This window comes from Enterobacter mori (assembly GCF_025244905.1).
GTDB lineage: Bacteria > Pseudomonadota > Gammaproteobacteria > Enterobacterales > Enterobacteriaceae > Enterobacter > Enterobacter mori_A.
The window spans coordinates 2,064,803-2,088,778 of sequence record NZ_CP104285.1; the positions used below are offsets into that span (position 1 = coordinate 2,064,803).

The window sequence follows — 23,976 nt, forward strand, 5'->3', positions numbered from 1 at the left end:
CACTCCGTTAAATAAACGCCATTTATTCTCACCCGGTAATGCGTAAAGTAGGTACAACGCAAAGCATTATCAGGACACAGAGCCATGAAAAAGATCGGTTTTTTATCGTTTGGTCACTGGACGCCGTCGCCGCAGTCCGGTACGCGCTCGGCGTCAGACACGCTGCTGCAGTCTATCGATTTGGCCGTGGCGGCCGAAGAGCTGGGAGCAGACGGTGCCTATTTCCGCGTACACCACTTTGCCCGCCAGCTGAGCTCACCGTTCCCCTTACTGGCGGCGATAGGTGCAAAAACCAAACGTATTGAAATCGGTACGGGCGTGATCGACATGCGCTATGAAAACCCGATGTATATGGCGGAGGACGCGGGGGCTGCGGATCTGATTTCCGGCGGTCGCTTGCAGCTTGGCATCAGCCGCGGCTCGCCGGAGCAGGTCATTGATGGCTGGCGTCATTTCGGCTATGTCCCGCAGGAAGGGGAAGACGAATCGGATATGGCGCGCCGTCATACCGAGGTGCTGCTGGAGGTGCTGCGCGGTGAAGGGTTTGCAAAACCGAATCCACAGCCGATGTTTCCGAACCCGCCAGGATTACTTCGTCTGGAGCCGCATTCCGAAGGCTTACGGGACCGTATCTGGTGGGGCGCGGGTTCGAATGCGACCGCGGTATGGGCCGCTAACCTCGGAATGAATTTGCAAAGCTCCACGCTGAAAGACGATGAAACCGGCGAGCCGTTCCATATTCAGCAGGCAAAACAGATCCGCGCGTACCGGCAGGCCTGGGCTGACGCAGGGCATACCCGCCAGCCGCGCGTGTCGGTCAGCCGCAGCATTTTTGCCCTGATGGATGACCGCGACCGGATGTATTTCGGTTCAAGCCGCAATGAGAGTGATAGCGTGGGTTATCTTGATGAGAAAACGCGCGCCATTTTCGGTCGCAGCTACGCCGCAGAGCCTGACGCGCTAATCGAACAGTTGAAAAAGGATGAGGCCATCGCCGAGGCGGATACGCTCTTGCTGACCGTGCCAAACCAGCTGGGCGTGGACTATAACGCGCATGTTATTGAGTCCATTCTGAAGCATGTCGCACCGGAAATGGGCTGGAGATGATGTTCCGGGCACTCTGGATCGCTGATTCGGCGATCCAGAGTCCGGTGCAGGGCAATGGGTGGGCTAGCGATGATCCATATCGCTTAGCAGCACGGCGATGCTTTGCCCGCCCGCCGTTTGCTCAAGGCCAATCTTCACGATGATCGTCAGTGGAACAGAAAGCAGCATTCCCACGGGACCCAGTAGCCAGCCCCAGAATATCAGAGAAAGGAACACCACCAGCGTGGAAAGCCCCAGCCCGCGGCCCATCATGCGTGGTTCAAGAATGTTCCCGAACACCAGGTTGATCGCCAGATAACCTGCTAACAGAACCAGTGCATCATAAAGCCCACTAAACACCAGCGCCTGAAGAATAGGGGGGATCGCCGCCAGCACGGAACCGATGTTAGGAATGTAGTTGAGGGCAAAGGCCAGCAATCCCCAGACGAAAGCGAAGCGGACATCCAGCGCGACGAGCATCCCCCAGACCACCAGGCCAGTCACCAGGCTGATGGCGGTTTTCAGCACCAGATAGCGTGAAACGCTGTCCAGCGCGCGCTGAATCGCCCCCATACCTTCTACCGGACGAACCATGATTTGCTGCAGTTTTGCGGGCAGTTGTGGCACTTCCAGCAGCATAAACACGACCGTCAAAAACAGCAGGAAAATGGATGTCATGGCGTTAGAGAGTTGCGCCAGCAGGCTGGTAACGAGGGTCATGGCGGCATTCGGATCGATATACTTCAGCAGTTCCTCAACCGAGACCTCAATACCTGCCCGCTGCAGCCAGGGCTCGAGTTGCAGGAGCGGGATCGCCAGCGAAGAACGGTATTTTGGCAGCGTACGCGCCAGCTCGTTCAACGATGTCCCGAGATAGGCCACCAGGAGCACCATGACAACGATGATAATGCTGATGAGCAGCGTGATCGCCAGCACGCGGGGAACGCGTAGCCGCACCAGGCGCTGTACCAGTGGGTTCAGGATCACCGCAATAAAAAGCGCCAGAATAAATGGCACAATGATGTCGGCTGCAAAACGAACGCCGGTCAATATGATTACCAGCATGCCCAGCATAATGACAATCTTCAGCCCGTTCAGGGTAATGATGGGTTTAGCCATGGAAGTTCCTGAATAATGTTTTATTTATAATAGATGCATTATCCGTGTAAAAAAACTAACCAAAATCAAACGGAATGGGTAAAGAAATGAAAAGACTTTGAGTAAAATCCTAGCTTATGGTACAAATCTAGCGTGTTCAACTACCGAGGACAATTTTCATCCGCAAAGACGAGAAGCAACAACGCGGATAATTGTAATTTTATGGACAATTTGTTCAGGACGTATTTTTCAACAAACACCGCTGTATTCTCCACTTCCTTCTGCCTTCTGTCTGGTGAGCAACACTGGCGCAACGCGCTGTAGTCACGTCTTCTGCCTGAGCTGGCGCCCTGCGCTTAGCTGTCTGATCTGATTTCATATTTTTTTGGTTTGCTGTCTAAAGCGAGCCACGATGGATTATATTCTCAAGCAGGAGAAGAACATGTTTTACTGGATTTTATTAGCCCTGGCTATTATCGCTGAAATTACCGGCACCCTGTCGATGAAATGGGCAAGCGTGAGCGATGGTCATACCGGTTATATTTTAATGCTGGTGATGATTACCCTTTCCTATATTTTCCTCTCTTTTGCGGTAAAAAAAATCGCGCTGGGTGTCGCGTATGCCCTGTGGGAAGGTATCGGTATTTTATTGATCACGCTGTTCAGCGTCATGATATTTGACGAAACCTTGTCGACAATGAAAATTGCCGGATTAACCACGCTGGTGGTAGGGATCGTGCTGATTAAATCGGGTACACGTAAACCGACGAAACAGCAGAAGGAGCAGGCTCATGCAGCAGTTTGAATGGATCCACGCGGCCTGGCTGGCGCTGGCCATCGTGCTGGAAATCGTGGCTAACGTCTTTTTAAAATTCTCTGACGGTTTTCGCCGTAAGTTTTATGGCCTGATGTCCATTGCCGCCGTTCTGGGGGCATTTAGCGCCCTGTCGCAGGCGGTGAAAGGGATCGATCTTTCCGTGGCCTATGCGCTGTGGGGCGGCTTCGGTATCGCCGCCACCCTGGCAGCAGGCTGGATCCTGTTCGGTCAGCGTTTGAATCACAAAGGCTGGATCGGACTGGTGCTGCTGCTCGCAGGCATGATTATGATAAAACTCGCCTAATCCCAGCCATCAGGGCTGATTTATTGCTGTGCGAGGGCTTCCAGCTTGTCGCGAAAACCGGTAACCGACAGGGCACGGTTATCGGCGCGCCATCTGTCTTTAGCGGATGGCGCGGAGCTTTGAACACCAATCAACTGCCAGCCATTCTCGGTTTTCAACATTAGCGGCGACCCGCTGTCACCCGGAAGCGTGTCGCACTGATGCGAGAGCACGCTGTTTTGCGCCCAGCCAGTGACCGTGCAGTCCGTATGGGTGTAGAGAGAATCAAGATGATCGACCGGATAGCCGGATTGTGTCACTTTTCGGTCGACGGCTTTCAGTGCCGCCGTCAGCGCGGCTTTGTCACCGTCGAATAAGGGCAGGGGTGTGATACCCGATGGCGGATAACGCAGAACAATCAGCCCAAAATCCCAGGATGCGGCGGCAGGGGGCACAATCCAGCCATCACCATCCGGTTTTAAGCGTTTACCCAGAGAGGGATCAACCCGTCCTTCAATGCCGTGGATCTCATAGCGCCAGACGCCTTTTTGCGATACAAAACGCAGGGCGATAGCTTTATCCGGTTTACCGGCTGGCGGCATGAGAAGGCAATGACCGGCCGTCAGTGCCAGTTGAGGCGTAATTAACGTTGCGGTACATAAGTTACCGCTGGCCGTTTCCAGTTGTCCTATTGCATCCCAGGGGGCCTGCGTCGGATCGGTAACCCGCGTGCGGTCATCATGACCAAAAAAAAGGGTCTTGACCTCTTTGGCGCTGATAGCGTCTTCATCACCATCGTCCGCATGTAAGAATCCTGAAAAAAGACCAAACGTTCCCAGTAACAACACAACAGATTTACGCATATCACACTCTGGTGGGGTAATTATGATTATTAAAAGTGAACCCTATGAAAATACTATAGACGGGACAGCGCTAAAGTGGGAGTAAAATCAGCGTGCTACAATCAGGAAAGATAAAACTGGCTTGCGATGAGCGCGCATAAAATAAGCAAGATAAGAATGAGCTCAAACCGATAGCGCCGCAGCATACGCCCTCCGGATAAAAAAACGGCGCGGAACTGGTCGGTTCAGCGCCGGTTTACCAACGTGCCCCGAAGGGCACGGTTAAGCTTGTACTCTTAGGCAGCTGGCTGTGCAGCTGGTTTAGCAGCTTCGTGTTTTACTGCTTTTTTGTGATGCTTTTTAGCAGCCTGTGCTTTCTGCTCTACAGCAGGTTTGGTCGCTTTTTTGTGGTGCTTTTTAGCGGCCTGGGCTTTCTGCTCTGCAGCGGGTTTTGCTGCTTTGTGATGTTTCTTATGGTGAACCGCTTTGGCTGGCGCAGCGGTGGTGGTTGCAGCAGGTGCCGCAGCAGCCGGTGCAGCAGTGGTTTCAGCAGCAAACGCAGCGGAAGACAGACCCATAGCAGCGGCAACAACCAGAGCTAATACTTTTTTCATGTTCATACCCTCGAATTTGGTTTTTCATTTAACCCCACTGCGGGGCCGTTGAAATAACTATATCCCTGTAAACTCGGGGTTTCCGTGAGTGATTGGTATCGGCGTGTAACCATATGTACAACGCCGGGGTTTCCCCCGGCGCGCGTACTTACAGGTAGCGGGAGGTCAGGTGTTCGCGGAAGTAGCGGATATTCAGATCTTCCCCCGTCGCCTGGGTAATCAGCTGAGAGGTGCTAAACCGGCTGCCGTGCTGCCAGACGTTCTGGCGCAGCCAGTCGAACAGCGCTGAGAAATCGCCGTCAGCAATAGACGCCTGCAGACCCGGAAGCGCTGTTTTCGCGGCGTGGAACAGCTGCGCAGCGTACATCGCACCCAGCGTATACGACGGGAAGTAACCAAAGCCGCCGTCGGTCCAGTGGATATCCTGCATACAGCCGTTGCGATAGTTATCTTTGGTCGACAGCCCAAGCCAGGCCTGCATTTTCTCATCCCACAGCGCCGGAATGTCGTCCACTTCAATGTCGCCGTTGATCAACGCGCGTTCAATTTCATACCGCAGCACCACGTGTGCCGGATAGCTCACTTCGTCCGCATCCACGCGGATATAGCCCGGCTTCACGCGCTGGTTCCAGGCGATAAAGTTCTCCTCGCTAAACGCTGCCTGGCTGCCAAAGCGGGCATGAACGGCAGGTAGCAGATGCTTCAGGAAGGCCTCGCTACGCCCGAGCTGCATCTCAAAGAACAGGCTCTGAGATTCGTGGATTGCCGTTGAGCGCGCCAGCGCCACGGGCTGTCCGGCCCAGGCGCGCGGCAGGTTTTGTTCGTAGCGCGCGTGTCCGGTTTCGTGGATCACGCCAAACAGCGCGCTCAGCAGTTCGTCCTCGTCGTAGCGCGTGGTGATACGCACGTCTTCCGGCACGCCGCCGCAGAACGGGTGGGCACTGACGTCCAGGCGACCGCCGTTAAAATCAAAGCCGAGCATCTTCATGGCTTCCAGACCCAGTTCACGCTGCGTCGCGGTCGGGAAGGGGCCCTGCGGCGGAACGAACGACCGCTGAGCCTGTTTTTCCACGACGTTTGCCAGCATGTCCGGCAGCCAGGATTTCATGTCGCCGAACAGCACGTCCAGACGATCGCTGGTCATGTCCGGCTCAAAAATATCGAGCAGCGCGTCGTAGGGCGAACAACCTTTGGCGTCGGCGCGCAGGCGAGCCTCTTCGCGGCTCAGTTTCACCACTTCTTTCAGGTTGGCGGAAAACCCCTGCCAGTCGTTGGCGGGACGCTGGGTACGCCACGCGTGTTCACATTTGCTGCCTGCCAGCGATTTGGCTTCCACCAGCGATTCGGGGAGCAATGTTGCTTGTTGATAATGGCGCGTCATTTCACGCAGGTTGGCCTGTTCGACATCGTTCAGATCTTCAGTTGCCGCTGCAGCCAGCCAGTCACCCACTTTTTTATCGGTCAGGATCTGATGTTGCAGGACGCTCATCTCCGCCAGCGCTTCACCGCGCGCGGCGCTGCCGCCCGGCGGCATCATGGTGAACATGTCCCAACTGGCGATGGAGGAGAGGTGGGAGAAGCGGGAGAGACGCTGGAAGGTGCGGGTGAGTTGCTGGTAGTTATTGTTTTTCATGAAGTCCTCGTGTCTGAATCAGCCGATGACAAAAATTAGCATCGGCTCGATTTAAACACGAAGGCCGCAGAATGTTAATGCAGACGTTTATGCAAACTTGTTCCCACCAGCAGCGCCGCGCACAGCATCAGCGCGATAAACCCGCCCACGCCGTTCCAGCCGTAGTTATGCCAGAACACGCCGCCGAGCGTCCCGGCAATGCTGGAACCCAGGTAATAGCTAAACAGATACAGCGACGATGCCTGGCCTTTGGCGCGACGGGCGCGTGGGCCAATCCAGCTGCTGGCGACCGAGTGGGCGGCGAAAAAGCCTGCGGAGAAGAGCAGCATTCCGGCAAAAATCAGCCACAGGGAGGAGAAAAGCGTCAGCAGCAGGCCGACCAGCATCACCGCCGTGAAGAACAACATTACCGGGCCACGACCGTAGCGTGCGGTCATCGCCCCGGCTTTTGGCGAACTCCAGGTGCCGGTGAGGTACGCTACGGAAAGCAGGCCGACCACCGCCTGGCTGAGATGCCACGGAGAGAGCATCAGGCGATAGCCAATGTAGTTAAACAGCGTGACAAACGACCCCATCAGCAGAAAACCCATCAGGAACAGGCGCGGCAGCCCTTTATCACGCCAGTGCAGGCGGAAGTTGATAAACAGCGTTTTGGGGCGCAGGGACGCCGGGCGGAAGTGACGAGATTCCGGCAGAATTTTCCAGAACATCAGCGCAGAGGCGAGCGCAAAGCAGCCAATCACCGCCAGCGCAATGCGCCAGTTAAAGAAATCCGTAAACACCCCGCTCAGCAGGCGTCCGCTCATCCCGCCGATGGAGTTCCCACTGATGTACAGCCCCATAGAGAAGGCGACAAAGCTCGGGTGGATCTCCTCGCTGAGATAGGTCATCCCGACCGCCGCCACGCCGCTCAGCGATAACCCGATAAGCGCACGCATTATCAGGATACCGTGCCAGCTGGTCATCATCGTCGAAAGCAGTGTACAGACGGAGGCCAGCAACAACGCGGTGACCATGACCGGTTTCCGGCCAATTGCATCTGAGAGCGGCCCGGTGAACAGCAGACCTACCGCCAGCATCCCGGTTGAAATAGAGAGCGAAATACTGCTGCTGGCAGGCGACACGCCAAACTCGTGCGACAACACGGGCAGGATCGGCTGGACGCAATAGAGCAGGGCAAAGGTCGCGAGACCCGCTGAGAAGAGCGCCAGCGTGACGCGCATAAACTGAGGGGTACCACGTTTAATAAACTGCACCGGCTGAGATGCTGCAGGTAAATCATCAATATCATTTGCCGGAGTGATATCAATGGTAGTTGTACGACTCACACATGTTCCTTGCTTAAACATCCCCGTGATTTCTGGTGACGGGTATGACCACAAGATCAGAGTAGGAAAATGTAAATATTCTGTCTAATATATTAATAATCTCAAATGATACTTTAAAAATATGAACATCGAACTGCGTCATCTTCGCTACTTTGTCGCCGTTGCTGAAGAGCTGCATTTTGGGCGCGCGGCGGCACGGCTGAATATCTCTCAGCCACCGTTAAGCCAGCAAATTCAGATCCTCGAACAGCAGATTGGGGCGCGTCTGCTGGCACGAACGAACCGTAGCGTGAGCCTGACCGCCGCGGGTAAGCAGTTCCTGGCCGACAGCAGGCAAATTCTGAGCATGGTGGATGACGCCGCTGCCAGGGCGGAGCGGCTGTATCTGGGGGAGACCGGTGAACTGCGGATCGGTTTTACCTCGTCGGCACCCTTCATCAGCGCCGTCTCAGAAACCCTATCATCGTTCCGCCGCCATTTCCCGGACGTGCATATTCAGACTCGCGAAATAAACACCCGCGAGCAAATTTCGCCGCTCAACGAGGGGGCGCTCGACCTGGGGCTGATGCGTAACACCGCGCTACCGGATACCCTTGCATGGCAGGTTATCCTGCGCGAACCCCTGATGGCGATGGTCCCGCAGGATCACCCACTGGCGTCGCAAACGTCCGTGACGCTGGCAGAGCTGGCAAAAGAGCCCTTTGTCTTTTTTGACCCTCAGGTCGGCACCGGTCTGTATGACGATATTTTGGGCCTGATGCGTCGCCACGATCTCGCTCCGGTGATTACTCAGGAAGTGGGGGAGGCCATGACCATTATTGGTCTGGTTGCCGCCGGACTTGGGGTTTCTATTCTCCCGGCGTCCTTTAAACGGGTACAATTGCAGGAAATGCGCTGGGTGGCGATTGCCGAAAAAGAGGCGGTTTCCGAGATGTGGCTGGTCTGGTCAAAACATCGCGAACAGAGTCAGGCGGCGCAACGGTTTAAAAAGCAGCTCATCACAGCCTCGGCAGGACGATATTTATAGGGAAACTGGGGTAAAAATGTGCGGTAAATCACATGGCTAAGTAAATATTTGACGACGCCTGGTGAAGTGCTTCACCATAGCCAACAGTTTATTTCGAAGCTCGAAAATAAGGGAGTGCGAGGTGGTTGCTGATAGTCAGCCAGGGCATATTGATCAGATTAAGCAGACCAATGCGGGCGCAGTGTATCGCCTGATTGATCAGCTCGGTCCGGTTTCGCGTATTGATCTTTCGCGCCTGGCACAACTGGCACCCGCCAGTATCACCAAGATAGTCCGCGAAATGCTGGAAGCCCACCTGGTCCAGGAGACGGAAATACAGGAGCCGGGCAGCCGTGGACGTCCTGCTGTCGGGCTGGTGGTAGAAACGGAAGCATGGCACTACCTGTCATTGCGCATCAGCCGGGGGGAGATTTTCCTTGCGCTACGCGATCTCAGCAGCAAGCTGGTGGTGGAAGACCGGTTGGAACTCCCCCTTGATGCGGAACAACCGTTTCTTGACGCCATTCTGACCCATATCGATCGCTTCTTTATCCGCCATCAGCAGCGGCTCGAACGGTTAACGGCGATTGCTATCACCATGCCGGGTATCATTGATACCGAGAATGGCATCGTGCACCGCATGCCGTTTTATGACAATGTCAAAGAGATGCCGCTGGGTGAGGTGCTGAAAAACCATACCGGCGTACCCGTCTACATTCAGCATGATATCAGCGCCTGGACCATGGCGGAGGCGCTGTTTGGCGCATCGCGCGGCGCGCGCGACGTTATTCAGGTGGTGATTGATCACAACGTGGGGGCGGGTGTGATTACCGACGGCCGCCTGCTGCACGCCGGAAGCAGCAGCCTGGTGGAAATCGGTCACACGCAGGTCGACCCGTACGGTAAACGTTGCTACTGCGGGAACCACGGCTGCCTGGAGACCATCGCCAGCGTTGAGAGCGTGCTGGAACTGGCGCAGGTGAGGCTCAGCCAGTCGATGAGCTCCTCGCTTCACGGTCAGCCGCTTACCGTGGATTCACTGTGTGCTGCTGCACGACAGGGGGATTTACTGGCGAAAGATATCATCATGGGCGTCGGTAACAACGTGGGCCGTATTCTCGCCATTATGGTCAATCTGTTTAATCCACAAAAAATTCTGATTGGTTCACCGCTCAGCCAGGCGGCGGATATTCTTTTTCCGGCGATTTCTGCCTGCATCAACCAGCAGGCGCTTCCTGCGTACAGTAAAAACATCGTGGTCGAAAGCACCCAGTTTTCGAATCAGGGAACCATGGCCGGCGCCGCGCTGGTGAAAGATGCGATGTATAACGGCTCTTTACTGATCCGTTTGTTGCAGGGTTAACTCTTTTCCATAGATGTAAGAAATATTGCGCTATCTCAAGCCGGGTAGCGCACGCATCCCGTAGACTTCCCCCACTGAATTATTTACCTGGTTTATATTTTCGAAGCATACCCAAGAGGTGGAATGAGTCATGCTTAAGCGTTTCTTTGTTACTGGTACTGATACCTCTGTCGGCAAGACCGTCGTATCCCGCGCATTGCTGCAGTCTCTGGCAGCCAGCGGTAAACGCGTGGCAGGGTACAAACCGGTCGCAAAAGGCAGTAAAGAGACGCCAGACGGATTGCGTAATAAAGACGCCCTGGTTCTGCAAAGCGTTTCGTCCATTGAATTACCTTATCACGCGGTAAATCCTATCGCGCTGAGCGAGGATGAGAGCAGCGTGGCGCACAGCGGTCTGATCAACTACAGCCTGCTTTCCGACGGTCTGGCAAACCTGAGCGAGAAAGTTGACCACGTTGTGGTTGAAGGTACCGGCGGCTGGCGCAGCCTGATGAATGATTTACGCCCGCTTTCCGAGTGGGTAGTGCAGGAACAACTGCCCGTGGTGATGGTGGTTGGCATTCAGGAAGGGTGCATCAACCATGCCCTGCTGACGGCACAGGCTATTGCCAATGACGGCCTGCCGTTGGTGGGCTGGGTCGCTAACCGTATTAACCCGGGTCTTGCGCACTACGCTGAAATCATCGATGTGCTGAGCAAAAAACTCCCCGGGCCTTTAGTCGGTGAATTGCCCTACCTGCCGCGTGCCGAGCAGCGCGAATTAGCGCAATACATCGACCTCTCTGCTTTCAGCAGTATGGGGTCCATAGACAGAGTCGTGGCGTAACGTCCTCGACAGTACCGACGCGACGACGCACGCGACCAGCAAGCCGGGCAGTAAAAAATACTGCCCGGTCATTTCACAGACCATCAGTGCCGACATAATCGGCGCATGCGTTGTGGCAGCCAGCAGAGTTGCCATCCCTGCAAGCCCCAGCAAAATTGCCGTTTCAGTGCCTGGAAACCACAGCGCGAATAGCTGCGCAAACAGCATTCCTGTCGCCATGCCGACAAATAAGGTCGGTGTGAATACCCCGCCGGGCGCGCCCGAGCCGCTGCTTGCCAGTACCGCCAGCAGTTTACAGATAAAGACGCCCGCAATGACCGACAGCAATGGCGGGGCGAGAAGAAAAGCCTGAACCACACTGTAGCCATTCCCCCACACCTTCGGCGTCAGCAGCGACAGCAGCCCGACGATCAGCCCGCCCAGCGCCAGCTGCCATGGCGGCGAAAGCTTAAGGTGCAGAAACAGGGCGTGGCTGAAGGACATCAGCCACATCAGCAGCGGCCCGCACAGCCCGGCCAGCAGGCCCATGCCGACAATCAGGGAATAATCCACCGCGGTAAGGCTCTCGCTGAGGTGGACCTGATAAAGAGTGTTTGCGTCGGGGCTGAGCAGGCGGGTCGTAAGCAGCGCGACCACCGCAGCAATCACCACCGGGCCGAGAGAGGCCAGCATCAGGGTACCGAACAGGATCTCAGCGATAAACAGGCTTCCGGCTAAGGGGGCGTGGTAGGCGCTGGCCATCCCGGCGGCGGCCCCGCAGGCAATCCATAATTTCCATTCAGATTTAGGGGTAAAGCGCCGGGCGAACAGGGACGCAGCGAGGGCGGCAAGCAGGATCATCGCCCCTTCGCGCCCGATGGCGCTGCCGCTGGCGACCACCAGCAAAGAAGCGAGCGATTTCACCAGGCTGGCACCGTAATCAAACTGTCCGTCTTCGGTTTCCAGCGCTTCCATATAGTCGGTGGGCGCATGAGGCCGCTGGGCGGTCAGCCGCTGCCATCCCCACAGCAGCAACCCGGCAGCCAGCCCGCCGAGTGCGGGCGTTACCGCGCGTCGCCAGGGTGAGAGCGAGGCGGCGGCGTTCACCAGACTGCCGCTGTCGTTGCTGAGCAGCAGCCACTCCAGCAGATACATGCTGTGGCGGAATACCGCCACGGCCAGCGCTGCCAGCACGCCGGTGACGGTAGCAATCAGCAGTCGACGAAACATCGCGCGGATGTCGGGGTACGTATGAAGACGTTGCATGGGTTGTAATTTTACGTGGTCGATACGGTATCAGGCACAATTCTGAATTTACATGCAATCTCTTTTTTTGACGATATTCCCTCAATATCATCGATATATGCAGGATTTATATCCACAGCCTGCGGTAGCTATCCCAATATCAAGCACAAATTCACGGATGAAATATATGGGCGCAGAAATCCTGCTTGCCAGCTATGTCGCGGGCATTGAGAACGAGCTTTCTCTGTTTAAAAACAATGAACTCATCACTCAGGAGTACCGGCAGTTCGTGCACGAATGGGCGCGCGCCAGCCATGTCTCTGGCATGCTGAATGGCCCCACGCTGGAGATGGAGCGCGTTATCGCCCTGAACGGCAGCGAAACCGTTGTCGACAACGATGACGGCAGTGCGCTCAGCGCAGCGATCGTCTGCCCGAAAAACCGCACCATTACCGTGGTCCTTAAGCACCAGTCGATAATCGACCTGCCTGTCCCGGACGCCAGTATTGAGCTGTATGAAGACCCCTCGTTTGCCCCTGACAAACGGGTTGACGTAAAAATAACGGATGAAAATGGCAGGGCCGTGTTTACGGATCTGACGATCGGAAAAAGCTATTACGCCCGGGCCGTCGATCCGGAGCTGGAAGCGCACAACGATGCCCTGCTTTCCGCCTATGACGAACTCTCCCGACAGCAGTACGACATCCTGGCCGCCCGGTGGAATGAATACCGTCCGCAGTGGAGGCTGAATGCCGTAACAGCCAGTCTGTCAGCAGCCTTCAGCGAGGGATTATTCAGCTCGCTGACCGGCCTCTGGAGCGACATCAAGCTGGCCTGGAATATCATCTCCAGCCCGGCGCCGTATCTGAGAGACATTGGCGATGCCCTCACGCAGGCCGGCGAATGGGTGTCCGGCCTCACGCTTCCGGATTTTTCAGGGGCCCTTGAGGCCAACAAAGAACGCGCCCGTCAGCTGATGGCGCTGTTTAACGATGAAGCGGCCCTGTATCTGCTCACCCGCGCCACCCTGCTGCGCCTGCGCATGTATCCCTGGGGACACCTGCTCACCCCCCTGGCCGAATTTGCGGGGGAAATCCTGTCCGGCCTGATATTCGGGGCGCTGCTGACCCTGGTTACCGGTCCCGGCGGCCCGGCATTTCTGGCGTATAAAGTGGTCAGTATGCTGACGCGCTACGGCCCCCGCGCCGGACAGTCTGTCCAGAGGTTATGGCACGCGCTGACGGAAATCATGGCGGACATGGCCGGCATCATGTCCGGTTTTCTGGACAGGCATGGCGCCATTAACCATCAGCGCCAGAGTAATGCCCGGCTGGGCCTTAATCATGAAACCGATCTGGGGACGAGCCGTCACACCGAAATCGGCCTGAAAACCCGTGAGGAAAATTCGCCGGCCACAGACCCCGGCGGTAATCCGACAAAAAATACCGACGCCTGCGATACGGACGGCTGCCCTGTTTCCCTGATCAACGGGGAAGAGCTGCTGGCGCTGACGGATTTTACCCTGCCCGATACCGTCCCGTTCAGCGTTGGCCGGCAGTACCGCACCACGGCGGTTGAGGAGGCGTCAACGCTCGGGTTTGGCTGGCGGCATACGCTCGACCATCACATCACCTTCACCGACAGCCATATCCTGTGGCGGGACCATGAAAACGTCACCCTGCGTCTGCCGTTGCCGGACCGCGCGACGCCCGCCTCACGCAACCCGCTGGCCGGTGCCCGGGCCTGGTGTGATAAAGCAGATGATGCGTTTGTGCTGAGCGCGCCGTCACTGAAAGGCTGGCTGATGCATGTCGTCCGGGAGCCGGACGGCACGCAGGGACGCGTGAGCGGATTTTCCCGCCAGCGGCGACGCTGGCAAATCGAGTACGAGGGACCGTTACCCGTCAGACTGTTCAACACCGCGGGGCTGGCGCTGCATCTCCGTTACCGTCAACACGCCAGGGGGCCGCGCCTGAGCGCGCTGGTATTTGAAAATACGCGCCCGGACATGACGCGTGGTGCCGTGACGGTGATGCGCTACGACCACGATGACGAGGGACGCCTCTGCCTGGCCCGGGCACCGGGACAGGAGGCCGAACGGTACCACTACCGGGACGACCATCTTTTTACCTGCCGTGAACTGCCCGGCGGGGCGAAATTTTACTGGGCGTGGTCCGGTTCGGGTAAAACGGCCCGGGCCATTCGCCACTGGAGCAGCCTTCCGGGGCTGTCCCGGGAGTATATCTGGCAGACTGGCGGGCGCGTCACGGTTCGCCATGAAGACGGTGCGGAAGAGCACTGGCGGCACGATCCGGACACCGCCCGGCTGCTCGAACAGACCGGTGCGGATGGTGCCACCACCCGATATGACCATGATACGCGGGGCAACCTTGTCTCACTGACCGATCCGTCGGGCGCGGTGACCCGCTGGCATCATAACCGCGACGGACAGGTCACTGAAGAATACCTGCCGGACGGGCAACGCATTCGTCGCTATTACAGCGCAGGCCGCTGTATTGAGCAGGTTACCTGGCGCGCTGACGGGCTGGAAAAACAGCGGGAGTGCTGGCGCTATGACGCCGACGGATGCCTGCTGGCATCAACCGACGCCGAAGGAAACACCACACGTTATCGCTGGTCGGAAGAGGGAGGGCTGGTCGCAACGGAATGGGTGGACGGGAGTGTTGAAACCCGTCAGCTTAACGCCGCGGGTCTGGTGATACGCCAGAAAGACCGCACCGGGAAAGTCATGACCTTTCGTTACGACCTGCTGTGCCGGCCGGTCTGGCAGGGCAATCCTGAGACCGGCGCCGGCGAACAGATCCACTGGGACGACGCGGGCAATCCGGAACGGATTATCCATGAGGACGGTAGCGAGCGCAGATGGGCGTGGAACGGTGACGGTCAGCTGCTGACGGAGCAGGATGAATCAGGACACATCACCCGCTATACGTATCATCCCGGCACCGCGCTGCTGAGCGAAATCCTTTACCCGGATAATACCCGGGAGACATACCGGTACGATCTTCGAACCGGACAGGTGACAGAGATCGTCGACGGCAACGGCCAGCGCTGGCAGCTTCTTTACACCCGCAGCGGTCTTCTGGCAGAGGAAACCCGCATCGACGGTATCCGCCTTTGCCGGGAATATGATGCCTGTGGCAGGCTTATCACCCTGCGGGAATATGACCTCAGCGGCAGGGAGGAGCGTGTGCGTGTCACCCGGCTGACGCGCGATGTGTCCGGGCGGGTGACGGAGAAAACGCTGCCTGACGGGAAAAAAATCCGCTACGCCTATGACGGTTTCGGGCGGCTGGCTTCAGCTGACGACGGTGGCTGGCCGATCGCATGGCAGTATGACCGCCGGGGCCTGCTCACGGCCGAACATCAGGGGCCGGCAAGCACCCACTACCAGCGGGACAGCACCGGCGCGCTGACCGCCATGCGCCTGCCGGACGGACGGACCGTGTCATGGCAGCGCCACCATGGACTGATTACGCATACCTCGCTGGACGCGCAGATGCTGGTCCGTCATGACTGGCGAAACGGCTCTGAGCGGACCCGGCACAGCGGAGCGTTCCGCCAGCATTTCGCCCGTGACGCCCGCGACCGCCTGATACGTCAGTCCGTCGTGATGGCTGACGACCGCACCGACAGGGCCCGGGAATACACCCCGGACGCCCGGAGCCTGATTTCGCGCATCACCGACACCGCCACCGGGGAGTGGCGTTTCAGCCACGATGAGCGGGGGCGCCTGACCGCCACCGCATTCACGCCGCGCCGGGCGGACGGAATCCTGTCATGGCAGGAATCCTTCACGCACGATGCCGCCGGTAACCTGACCGGCCCCCTGACGGTCGCCCCCGGCAATCGCCTGACGCACGCCGGGGACACCCGTTACGAATACGACGGCTACGGCAACCGCATTCTTGAGGTGACCGGTGAGGAAGAGCAGCACTACGAATGGGACACGGAGCACCGCCTGACCGGCTACCGCTGCCGGGTACGGGGTCAGGAGACCGTGCATTATCGTTATCAGTATGATGCCCTGGGGCGCCGTATTCTGAAGGAGGATTTACTTACCCGCGCCGCCCGCCGCTTTTTCTGGCAGGGCGAGCGCCTGCTCTGCGAGTGTGATGCCGGACGCTTCTGGCCCGGCAGGCTGCCGGATAACCCGCAGCTTCAGGAGGCACTCCGCGATACATCCTGCCGGGTGTGGCTGTATGAGGATGAAGATGACTTTCGCCCGCTGCTCATGCTCTGCGGGCGGGAGACGAACCCCGGGGTGTACCATTACGTCTGCGACCACCTTGGCACGCCGCTTGAGCTGCGCGACGTCCGGGGCCGCGTCGTGTGGTCAGCCATGCTGCGCAGTTATGGTCAGGTGCTTCATGCCGATACGACAGGGATAAATCAGCCGCTGCGCTTTCAGGGGCAGTATCATGACGCAGAAAGCGGGTTATACTACAACAGGCACCGGTATTACGATCCCGGAGTGGGGCGGTACCTGAGTCCGGATCCTGTGGGGCTGGCGGGGGGGCTGAATCTTTATGCGTACGCGCCGAATCCGCTCAGTTGGATCGATCCGTTAGGTCTGTCCTGTAAGTCATCTTATAGTGGTAAACTTTCCAGTAAAGCGTCGGAAATGAATCCGCTAGTTCGTGGTTCTAAAGCGTGGAATCATGCTATTAAGGACATGCAGGCTGCTTTATCAAGAGGCGAGAAATTTCAGGTAAAAACTCAATCCAGCACCGACGCCAAAACTTTCTTACAAGAAGCGCAAGGTAATATGAATCGTTATAAAGCACATACACAAAGCGCTCGTCCTGATGGCGTTCCTAAATATCCTAAAGGATATGAACAGCATATGGGGCTGGAAAGTGGATTTGGCGATTTACCTCATATTAAATGGTACAATAACGGAACGGATGGTCATATATTTTATGCCATCCCTAATTAATTATGAAAAATGAATATTTGTTTAATTCCCTTGTGAAACAGAACCTTCCTTCGGGCGAGGAAGAGGAGCTTGTTTTTTTGAAAATGTTAAATATCATAGAGACAGGAACAATGAAACACTCATTTGATAGTCTAAATGAATTATATAATGATTTTTTTCTAGTGATTATTATATTGCACATAATTTCATTATTAGGAAAGGGAAGCGCAAGATATTTAAAGGTCGTGTTTTTATTTCAAAAAAGGACGATTTGATTTCTTTTTTAAATGAGTCCCGCACTATAAATGATGTAAGAGTTTTTTTGATATCACCTGCTTGTTATAATGAACTGAAATATGTCTTCTATATAGATGAGGAACAAATTCATTTATATTTTGCATGAATAATAAAAGCCGGGGAGACTGTCTGGCCTTCCCGGTTTTTTATTATTTGACATGATTCAGCCCACTAAATATTTCATGGTTAATTTCTTAACTATATTTTTAATCCAATAATGTCCTCGCGTAATATTAAATAACGGAATTTTCATTGGCAATGAAAAATTTGGATTAAAATTAACGCCATCTTAATTCATAAACTTGTAAAGCCACTACTTATCATTTCTATTTAATTGCCCTGTTCTCACTCGTACATCCCTGAAGGGACAACCGCACCGACAGGCCCCTGACGGTCGCCCCCGGCAATCGCCTGACGCACGCCGGGGACACCCGTTACGAATACGACGGCTACGGCAACCGCATTCTTGAGGTGACCGGTGAGGAAGAGCAGCACTACGAATGGGACACGGAGCACCGCCTGACCGGCTACCGCTGCCGGGTACGGGGTCAGGAGACCGTGCATTATCGTTATCAGTACGATGCCCTGGGGCGCCGTATTCTGAAGGAGGATTTACTTACCCGCACCGCCCGCCGTTTTTTCTGGCAGGGCGAGCGCCTGCTCTGCGAGTGTGATGCCGGACGCTTCTGGCCCGGCAGGCTGCCGGATAACCCGCAGCTGCAGGAGGCACTCCACGATGCATCCTGCCGGGTGTGGCTGTATGAGGATGAAGATGACTTTCGCCCGCTGCTCATGCTCTGCGGACGGGAAACGAACCCCGGGATGTACCATTACGTCTGCGACCACCTTGGCACGCCGCTTGAGCTGCGCGATGTCCGGGGCCGCGTCGTATGGTCAGCCATGCTGCGCAGTTATGGTCAGGTGCTTCATGCTGATAAGGCAGGGATAAATCAGCCGCTGCGCTTTCAGGGGCAGTACCATGACGCGGAAAGCGGGTTATACTACAACAGGCACCGGTATTACGATCCGGGAGTGGGGCGGTACCTGAGTCCGGATCCGGTGGGGTTGGCGGGGGGATAAATCTCTACGCTTACGTTAAGAATCCATTAACATGGATAGATCCGTTAGGATTAACTCCATGTTCTGTTAGTAATCAAAAAGCGAATCGTTTATTAGATAGCGGTGAAACAAAAGTTACTGTTAGGTCTAGAAATGACGCTGAACAATTGTTTATGGATAGATATTTAGGCCATAACTATAAAAATATGACAGGTGAGTCAGGTCAAAGTACTAAGAATTTAATGGAGTATCTTACTGGAAATAAAATAAAAGCAGGCTCATATCATTGGGATAATATAAAAGACCCTTCTATAACAAAACCGCCATATAGAGTGTCAGGTCATGGGTCGGGAAATCCTGATGGTGACTTACCACATTTACAAGTTCATCAACATGATGGCAGTGTCATACATATATTCTATCCATGGAGATATAATAGTGAACAATCTTAATACATTATTAAGCGGAAAGCTTTTGCTCAAAGAAATTAGTCCGTTAATGCCTGGGTATAGAACATGGGTTGAAATTTCATTAATCGATGAACTAAAACCATCTTATCCATTTAGAGCAGATGTATATGCTATGATAGGGCATTCACCTTATGCAAATGAATGTAGGAAAAATGAAGCTAAATTTAAACTGAGAATATCATCATTTTTAGCCTCAGACATAGATAATGAATACGATCCATCATATGATTATGTTGGGAAATATGAAATTATTGCATCACTTAATGAGTTGCAAACTAGGTTAAACAGTCTTCATGTAAACTTGGATGAATTTATAAATTCATCGGGAGATGATGAGTATCCATTATAGTAAAGCAGAATAAAAAGCCGGGATAGAACTTAAATAATTCCGGCTTATTTTTTATTTGGCTGCTATCGTTCAGCACACTAAATACACCGTCACGCATCCCCTTAACCATCTGTTTCACCTGATAAAACAGCATGCGTAGTTCCTGCGCCTCGTCACCGTCCACCATCAACACAATACCTCCTTCGAAATCTTAACACTCACGGCCGTTCAGGTCGCAAATCCCATGTCTGGCAGTGAGTTGCCCATAAGGTACATGCTTGAGCATTCAGTTGGAATTTTATAAAAGTAACTTCTGAAAGAATATCTATTCACATTTAAGTTATAATTTCATTTATGTCCTCTCAGTAAATTAAAGCGACATGTAACAGGCTGCCTGATATATATCAGGCACAATTCTGAATTTTCGTGAGCGTCTTTTACTGATCGCGCCTGTCTAATAGTATCAACATATGCAGGGATTATTTCCACAGCCTGCGGTAGCTATCACCTGGTTATCAGTTCGTTCTTGTTTCACATTAGCTACATTCCACGAGTGTTTTCTTATTACTTGCGGGCTGATGGCAAAGAATTCAGTGTCGGCAGGCTGATTAGCGCTGGCGATGGTGGATGACCGCGGTTATGGAATTATGACGGTCGCCCCCGGCAATCGCCTGACGCAAGTCGGGGACACCCGCTATGAGTACGACGGCTACGGCAACCGCATTCTTGAGGTGACCGGTGAGGAAGAGCAGCGCTACGAATGGGACACGGAGCACCGCCTGACCGCCTACCGCTGCCGGGTACGGGGGTCAGGAGACCGTGCATTATCGTTATCAGTACGATGCCCTGGGGCGCCGTATTCTGAAGGAGGATATACTTACCCGCACCGCCCGCTGCTCATGCTCTGCGGGCGGGAAATGAACCCCGGCGTGTACCATTACGTCTGCGACCACCCCGGCACGCCGCTTAAGCTGTGCGACGTCCGGGGCCGCGTCGTGTGGTCAGCCATGCTGCGCAGCTACGGTCAGGTGCATCATGCATCCCCACCATTACATTTAATCCATTAAAATACTGATTTAATCGCTATGAATATTCAGCGCCCGACGCGTACGCCCTGAACTCAGGTACTCTGCAATATAGTCCTGCGAAATCTCGCCGTTGTAGCGACCGTCCTCATCCACAATCGGCATCCAGCTGGTATTACTCTCATACAGACGTGAGAGCACCACGCGCAGGTTGTCTTCCGCTTTGCCGGTCATGCGGAACGGATGCAGGATGTCGGCGCAGTTACCGCTGGCGTTACGCGCTTCGCGACGCTTCACAAAGCCCAGCGGTTTGCCGTGCTCATCGACCACGGTAATCGCGCGAATGTCATTATCATCCATGGTCGCAAAGGCTTCGGGAAGCGGAGTAGAGCCCCGCACCGTAATGGTCGGCTGCTGGTCGGTCACGTCTCCTGCCGATACCAGCAGCAGGCGCTTCAGCGTGCGGTCCTGGCCGACAAACGAGCCGACAAACTCATTCGCCGGTTTCGCCAGCAGTTCATCCGGGCTGGCACACTGCACGATTTTCCCCTGACGGAACACCGCAATACGGTCGCCAAGCTTCAGGGCTTCGTCGATGTCGTGGCTGACCAGCATGACGGTTTTTTTCAGCTTACGCTGCATCTCCAGGAACTGGTTCTGGATCACCTCGCGGTTAATCGGGTCCACCGCGCCGAAGGGTTCATCCATCAGCAGTACCGGAGGATCCGCCGCCAGGGCGCGGATCACGCCGATACGCTGCTGCTGGCCACCGGACATCTCGCGCGGGTAGCGGTTGAGGAACTTATGCGGATCCATCGCCACCATATCCATCAGCTCTTCGGCGCGGGTTTTACAGCGCGCTTTATCCCAGCCCAGCATGCGCGGCACGACGGTGATGTTCTCTTCGATGGTCATATTCGGAAACAGGCCAATCTGCTGGATCACGTAGCCGATGTTGTGGCGCAGGGTGACGGTGTCCATCCCGCTGGTGTCTTCGCCGTTGATCAGGATATTCCCGCTGCTTGGCGTAATAAGGCGGTTAATCATCTTCAGGGTAGTGGTTTTCCCGCAGCCGGACGGGCCGAGCAGAACACACATTTCCCCTTCGGGCACGTTCAGGTTAACGTTGTCGACGGCCTTAAAGGTCTGGCCGTGCTTCTGTGAAAATTGTTTGGTGAGGTTTTCCAGTTTTATCATTATCGAATCCCCTTTGGAGTCAGAACCACCTGCAGACGGTGCAGCAGCCAGTCGAGCACAATCGCTAAAAGACAAATCATCAGCGCGCCCGCAATCAACATGCGAATATCACTTCCGCCGATACCGTTGAGCAGCAGCAGGCCCAGACCGCCCGCGCCAATTACCGCGGCAATCGCCATTACGCCGATATTCATCACCACGGCGGTGCGGATCCCGCCGAAAATCACCGGCAGCGCCATCGGGATCTCGACCCAGCGCAGCCGCTGCCAGAAGGTCATGCCGATGCCGCGTCCGGCTTCACGCAGGCCAGGCGGCAGGCTGTCGAGCGCCGTGTGGGTGTTGCGCACAATCGGCAGCAGCGAGTAGAGAAACACCGCCGTGATCGCGGGCAGGGCACCGATACCCTGACCGATCAGCGAAAACAGCGGGATCATCAGGCCAAACAGGGCGATGGACGGAATGGTCAACACGATGGTGGCAATTCCCAGCACCGGCGTTGCCAGCCACCTGTGGCGGACAATCAGAATGCCCAGCGGTACGCCGATGATGATGGCTAAGCCCACGGCCAGCGCCACCAGCCACAGGTGCTGCAGCGTCAGGGTTAAGAGGTAATCCCAGTTGTCCAGAATGTAGTGAATCGTCTCCATAGCGCCTCCTACAGCAGCTGTTTGCTACGCAGGAAATCTCGGGCGACCTGCTGCGGTGACTGATGGTCGATATCCACCTTCTTATTCAATTCGGTGATAACGTCGTTGTTGAGCTGGGCAGAGAGGGTGTTGAGCGCCTCTTCCAGGCCGGGGTTGGCTTCCAGCGTGTCTTTACGCACCACCGGCGTCACCGCATAGCTCGGGAAGAAGCCTTTATCGTCTTCCAGCACCTTGAGGTCGAAGCCTTTTACTCGCCCATCGGTGGTGTAGATCAGTCCGGCATCGACAAACCCGTCGCGTACAGCGTTATAAACCAGGCCCGGGTCCATCTGGCGAATCTGTGGGCGATCCAGCTCCATGTTGTAGGCCGCCTGCAGCGGCTTCATGCCGTCGCTGCGTCCGGCAAATTCGAGGTCCAGCCCCAGTAGCCAGTTGTTATCCGGATCGGTTTTACGGATCTGCTCAATTTTCGCGACCATCTCTGACATGGTGTTGATGTGTTCCGCCTCGGCGCGCTTGCGCTGCATGGCAAAGGCATAGGTATTGTTCATGTCGGCAGGCTTGAGCCAGACCAGGCCGTGCTTCGCGTCCAGGCGTTTTACCGTTTCGTAGGACTCCTGCGGCGACATGCGCTTGTTGATGTGGTTAAAGATGATCAGCGACGTGCCGGTGTACTCCCAGGTCATATCAATCTGTTTGTTGATCATCGCGTTGCGGGAGATCACCGTGGCAATGTTGGTTTGCGGCTGGACCTGAAAACCTTTCTTTTGCAGGTACTGCACGGTCATTGCCGAAAGAATGTGCTGCTCGGTAAAGCTCTTGGTCGCCAGAATCAGCGGGGCCGCCATCGCCTGGCCGGTGAACAGCGCCGCGGCACACAGCGCCGTCAGGCCGGAAAACAGTCTCATAAAAGCTCCTTGTTATTGTTATCGAGCGAGATGGGGACTCATCGCGCGACCCAGCGCCGCCAGCAGGGTATCGAGGATCAGGGCGAACAGGGCGGTGGCCGCCGCGCCGAGGATCAGCGTCGGGAAGTCGTTCAGATAAATACCGGGGAAAATCAGCTCACCGTAGCTGCTGGCACCAATCAGGAACGCTAGCGGCGCGGTCCCGACGTTGATGGCGGTGGCAATGCGAATGCCGGAGAGCATCACCGGCCAGGCGTTAGGAATTTCAACCTGGCGCAGACGCTGCCATTTTGTCATCCCTATACCGTTTGCCGCTTCCAGTAACGACGCCGGAACGGAGCACAGACCGGCGTAGGTATTGCGCACGATCGGCAGCAGCGAGGCGAGGAAAAGGGCGATAATGGCAGGAGTATCGCCAATACCAATGACCACCATTGCCAGCGCCAGAACGGCCAGCGGCGGCAGGGTGTTGCCCACGTTAAAGATTTGCATGACATATTCGGCGATACCCCGCGCCGCAGGGCGGCTCAGGAGGATCCCACTTGGAATACCCACCAGTAGGGCAAAGAACATGGATGAGAACACCAGAATCAGGTGCTGTTGGCCAAGATAAATCAGGTCAACCTGTCGGGCCTTGATCGTCTCCAGCCCAATACCCCAGGTGAGGAGGGCGAGGACCAGGATAATTGCGCCGACAAACAGCAGCGAACGTTTGAGTAATGGGTGCATTGCGGTGTGTCTCCCTGTGCGCATGCGTTATAGCAACCACCGGTTGCCTGTTGTTATGCCATGTTTCGGCAGGGGTAGATGACCTATAGCAAGGGTTTGGGAAGGGTTCCAGCGAAGGGGTAAAATCTGTAACCCTATGAAAGCTGGTGAAACCTTGAGACAGCCCTTATGGCGTAAGGGCTGAATGTGGCTCGGGCAGAATTGTCCTAAAACGAATTTCAGGAAGTGACATTGTCACGAATAAATAGCCTTTACGC

The 23,976-nt window shown here is 55.5% G+C and carries 21 protein-coding genes and 2 pseudogenes; 12 read left to right on the forward strand and 11 right to left on the reverse strand.

The genetic code is table 11. The annotated features are described in order from the left end of the window. The first annotated feature begins 84 nt into the window (after positions 1-84). Positions 85-1,107, forward strand: coding sequence for an LLM class flavin-dependent oxidoreductase (locus N2K86_RS09875; protein WP_260661347.1), 1,023 nt, complete (start codon positions 85-87; stop codon positions 1,105-1,107). A 63-nt stretch (positions 1,108-1,170) separates the two neighbouring features. Here the strand turns inward: N2K86_RS09875 and N2K86_RS09880 are convergent, their stop codons facing one another. Next, positions 1,171-2,205 carry an AI-2E family transporter gene (locus N2K86_RS09880; RefSeq protein ID WP_100166815.1) on the reverse strand — a complete coding sequence of 345 codons (1,035 nt, stop codon included), beginning with the start codon at positions 2,203-2,205 and terminating at the stop codon, positions 1,171-1,173. Positions 2,206-2,337: 132 nt separating this feature from the next. On the opposite strand from N2K86_RS09880, the gene N2K86_RS22690 reads away from it, so the two are divergent. The 3 genes from N2K86_RS22690 to mdtI all read left to right on the forward strand — a co-directional run bounded on the left by N2K86_RS22690 (position 2,338) and on the right by mdtI (position 3,305). After that, positions 2,338-2,508 (forward strand): protein YdgV, encoded by a 171-nt coding sequence (locus tag N2K86_RS22690; RefSeq protein WP_085928911.1) that lies wholly within the window; start codon positions 2,338-2,340, stop codon positions 2,506-2,508. A gap of 118 nt (positions 2,509-2,626) precedes the next feature. Continuing rightward, on the forward strand, positions 2,627-2,989 hold the full coding sequence (gene mdtJ, locus N2K86_RS09885) for a multidrug/spermidine efflux SMR transporter subunit MdtJ (RefSeq protein ID WP_260661348.1): 363 nt from the start codon (positions 2,627-2,629) through the stop codon (positions 2,987-2,989). Continuing rightward, the gene (mdtI, locus tag N2K86_RS09890; RefSeq protein WP_010430539.1) at positions 2,976-3,305 is read left to right on the forward strand and encodes a multidrug/spermidine efflux SMR transporter subunit MdtI; all 330 of its coding nucleotides are present in this window, start codon (positions 2,976-2,978) and stop codon (positions 3,303-3,305) included. The genes mdtJ and mdtI overlap by 14 nt, the downstream gene beginning before the upstream one ends. Positions 3,306-3,325: 20 nt before the next feature. Here the strand turns inward: mdtI and N2K86_RS09895 are convergent, their stop codons facing one another. From N2K86_RS09895 to N2K86_RS09910, 4 genes are all read right to left on the reverse strand, one after another. Then, positions 3,326-4,147, reverse strand: a complete 822-nt coding sequence (locus tag N2K86_RS09895; protein WP_260661349.1) for a trypsin-like serine peptidase — start codon at positions 4,145-4,147, stop codon at positions 3,326-3,328. 275 nt (positions 4,148-4,422) lie between these two features. After that, on the reverse strand, positions 4,423-4,740 hold the full coding sequence (asr, locus tag N2K86_RS09900) for an acid resistance repetitive basic protein Asr (protein ID WP_260661659.1): 318 nt from the start codon (positions 4,738-4,740) through the stop codon (positions 4,423-4,425). Positions 4,741-4,888: 148 nt separating this feature from the next. Continuing rightward, positions 4,889-6,373, reverse strand: a complete 1,485-nt coding sequence (locus N2K86_RS09905) for a carboxypeptidase M32 (protein ID WP_260661350.1) — start codon at positions 6,371-6,373, stop codon at positions 4,889-4,891. Positions 6,374-6,447: 74 nt separating this feature from the next. Continuing rightward, complete coding sequence (locus tag N2K86_RS09910; RefSeq protein WP_260661351.1) at positions 6,448-7,701, reverse strand: MFS transporter; 1,254 nt, start codon at positions 7,699-7,701, stop codon at positions 6,448-6,450. Between the two features lie 121 nt (positions 7,702-7,822). Between N2K86_RS09910 and N2K86_RS09915 the strand changes: the two genes are divergently transcribed. The 3 genes from N2K86_RS09915 to bioD all read left to right on the forward strand — a co-directional run bounded on the left by N2K86_RS09915 (position 7,823) and on the right by bioD (position 10,896). Beyond that, positions 7,823-8,728, forward strand: coding sequence for a LysR family transcriptional regulator (locus N2K86_RS09915; RefSeq protein ID WP_260661352.1), 906 nt, complete (start codon positions 7,823-7,825; stop codon positions 8,726-8,728). 121 nt (positions 8,729-8,849) lie between these two features. After that, positions 8,850-10,070 (forward strand): sugar metabolism global transcriptional regulator Mlc, encoded by a 1,221-nt coding sequence (gene mlc, locus N2K86_RS09920; RefSeq protein WP_260661353.1) that lies wholly within the window; start codon positions 8,850-8,852, stop codon positions 10,068-10,070. A 130-nt stretch (positions 10,071-10,200) separates the two neighbouring features. Beyond that, positions 10,201-10,896 carry a dethiobiotin synthase gene (bioD, locus tag N2K86_RS09925; protein WP_260661354.1) on the forward strand — a complete coding sequence of 232 codons (696 nt, stop codon included), beginning with the start codon at positions 10,201-10,203 and terminating at the stop codon, positions 10,894-10,896. On the opposite strand, the gene clcB is transcribed toward bioD, so the two are convergent. Continuing rightward, on the reverse strand, positions 10,831-12,141 hold the full coding sequence (gene clcB, locus N2K86_RS09930; RefSeq protein WP_260661355.1) for a voltage-gated ClC-type chloride channel ClcB: 1,311 nt from the start codon (positions 12,139-12,141) through the stop codon (positions 10,831-10,833). The two genes, bioD and clcB, sit on opposite strands and share 66 nt — an antisense overlap. A gap of 166 nt (positions 12,142-12,307) precedes the next feature. Here clcB and N2K86_RS09935 point away from each other — a divergent pair, with 166 nt between their 5' ends. Continuing rightward, complete coding sequence (locus N2K86_RS09935; RefSeq protein ID WP_260661356.1) at positions 12,308-17,080, forward strand: RHS repeat-associated core domain-containing protein; 4,773 nt, start codon at positions 12,308-12,310, stop codon at positions 17,078-17,080. A gap of 621 nt (positions 17,081-17,701) precedes the next feature. Here the strand turns inward: N2K86_RS09935 and N2K86_RS09940 are convergent. Next, entirely contained in the window at positions 17,702-17,920 is a 219-nt protein-coding gene (locus N2K86_RS09940; RefSeq protein ID WP_260661357.1) for a hypothetical protein, read from the reverse strand. A 258-nt stretch (positions 17,921-18,178) separates the two neighbouring features. Here N2K86_RS09940 and N2K86_RS22695 point away from each other — a divergent pair. From N2K86_RS22695 to N2K86_RS22650, 4 genes and pseudogenes are all read left to right on the forward strand, one after another. Then, positions 18,179-18,235: pseudogene (locus N2K86_RS22695) on the forward strand (RHS domain-containing protein); the annotation flags it as partial. A gap of 69 nt (positions 18,236-18,304) precedes the next feature. Continuing rightward, a pseudogene (locus N2K86_RS22645) lies at positions 18,305-18,867 on the forward strand (RHS repeat-associated core domain-containing protein); the annotation flags it as partial. After that, the gene (locus tag N2K86_RS09950) at positions 18,854-19,234 is read left to right on the forward strand and encodes a hypothetical protein (RefSeq protein WP_260661358.1); all 381 of its coding nucleotides are present in this window, start codon (positions 18,854-18,856) and stop codon (positions 19,232-19,234) included. The pseudogene N2K86_RS22645 and the gene N2K86_RS09950, both read left to right, overlap by 14 nt. Before the next feature lie 896 nt (positions 19,235-20,130). Beyond that, positions 20,131-20,280 carry an RHS domain-containing protein gene (locus N2K86_RS22650; protein ID WP_407065282.1) on the forward strand — a complete coding sequence of 50 codons (150 nt, stop codon included), beginning with the start codon at positions 20,131-20,133 and terminating at the stop codon, positions 20,278-20,280. A gap of 9 nt (positions 20,281-20,289) precedes the next feature. Here the strand turns inward: N2K86_RS22650 and osmV are convergent, their stop codons facing one another. Genes osmV through osmY form a run of 4 tightly spaced genes read right to left on the reverse strand, consistent with a single transcriptional unit; the run spans position 20,290 to position 23,719 of the window. Further along, on the reverse strand, positions 20,290-21,435 hold the full coding sequence (gene osmV / locus N2K86_RS09955; RefSeq protein WP_260661359.1) for an osmoprotectant ABC transporter ATP-binding protein OsmV: 1,146 nt from the start codon (positions 21,433-21,435) through the stop codon (positions 20,290-20,292). Then, entirely contained in the window at positions 21,435-22,082 is a 648-nt protein-coding gene (gene osmW, locus N2K86_RS09960) for an osmoprotectant ABC transporter permease OsmW (protein WP_023311514.1), read from the reverse strand. Before osmW ends, osmV begins: the two co-directional genes overlap by 1 nt. Before the next feature lie 8 nt (positions 22,083-22,090). Then, positions 22,091-22,990: an osmoprotectant ABC transporter substrate-binding protein OsmX gene (gene osmX, locus N2K86_RS09965; RefSeq protein ID WP_407065279.1), complete on the reverse strand. Its 900-nt coding sequence runs from the start codon at positions 22,988-22,990 to the stop codon at positions 22,091-22,093. Positions 22,991-23,008: 18 nt separating this feature from the next. Beyond that, positions 23,009-23,719 (reverse strand): osmoprotectant ABC transporter permease OsmY, encoded by a 711-nt coding sequence (gene osmY, locus N2K86_RS09970; protein WP_260661360.1) that lies wholly within the window; start codon positions 23,717-23,719, stop codon positions 23,009-23,011. Positions 23,720-23,976 lie beyond the last annotated feature (257 nt).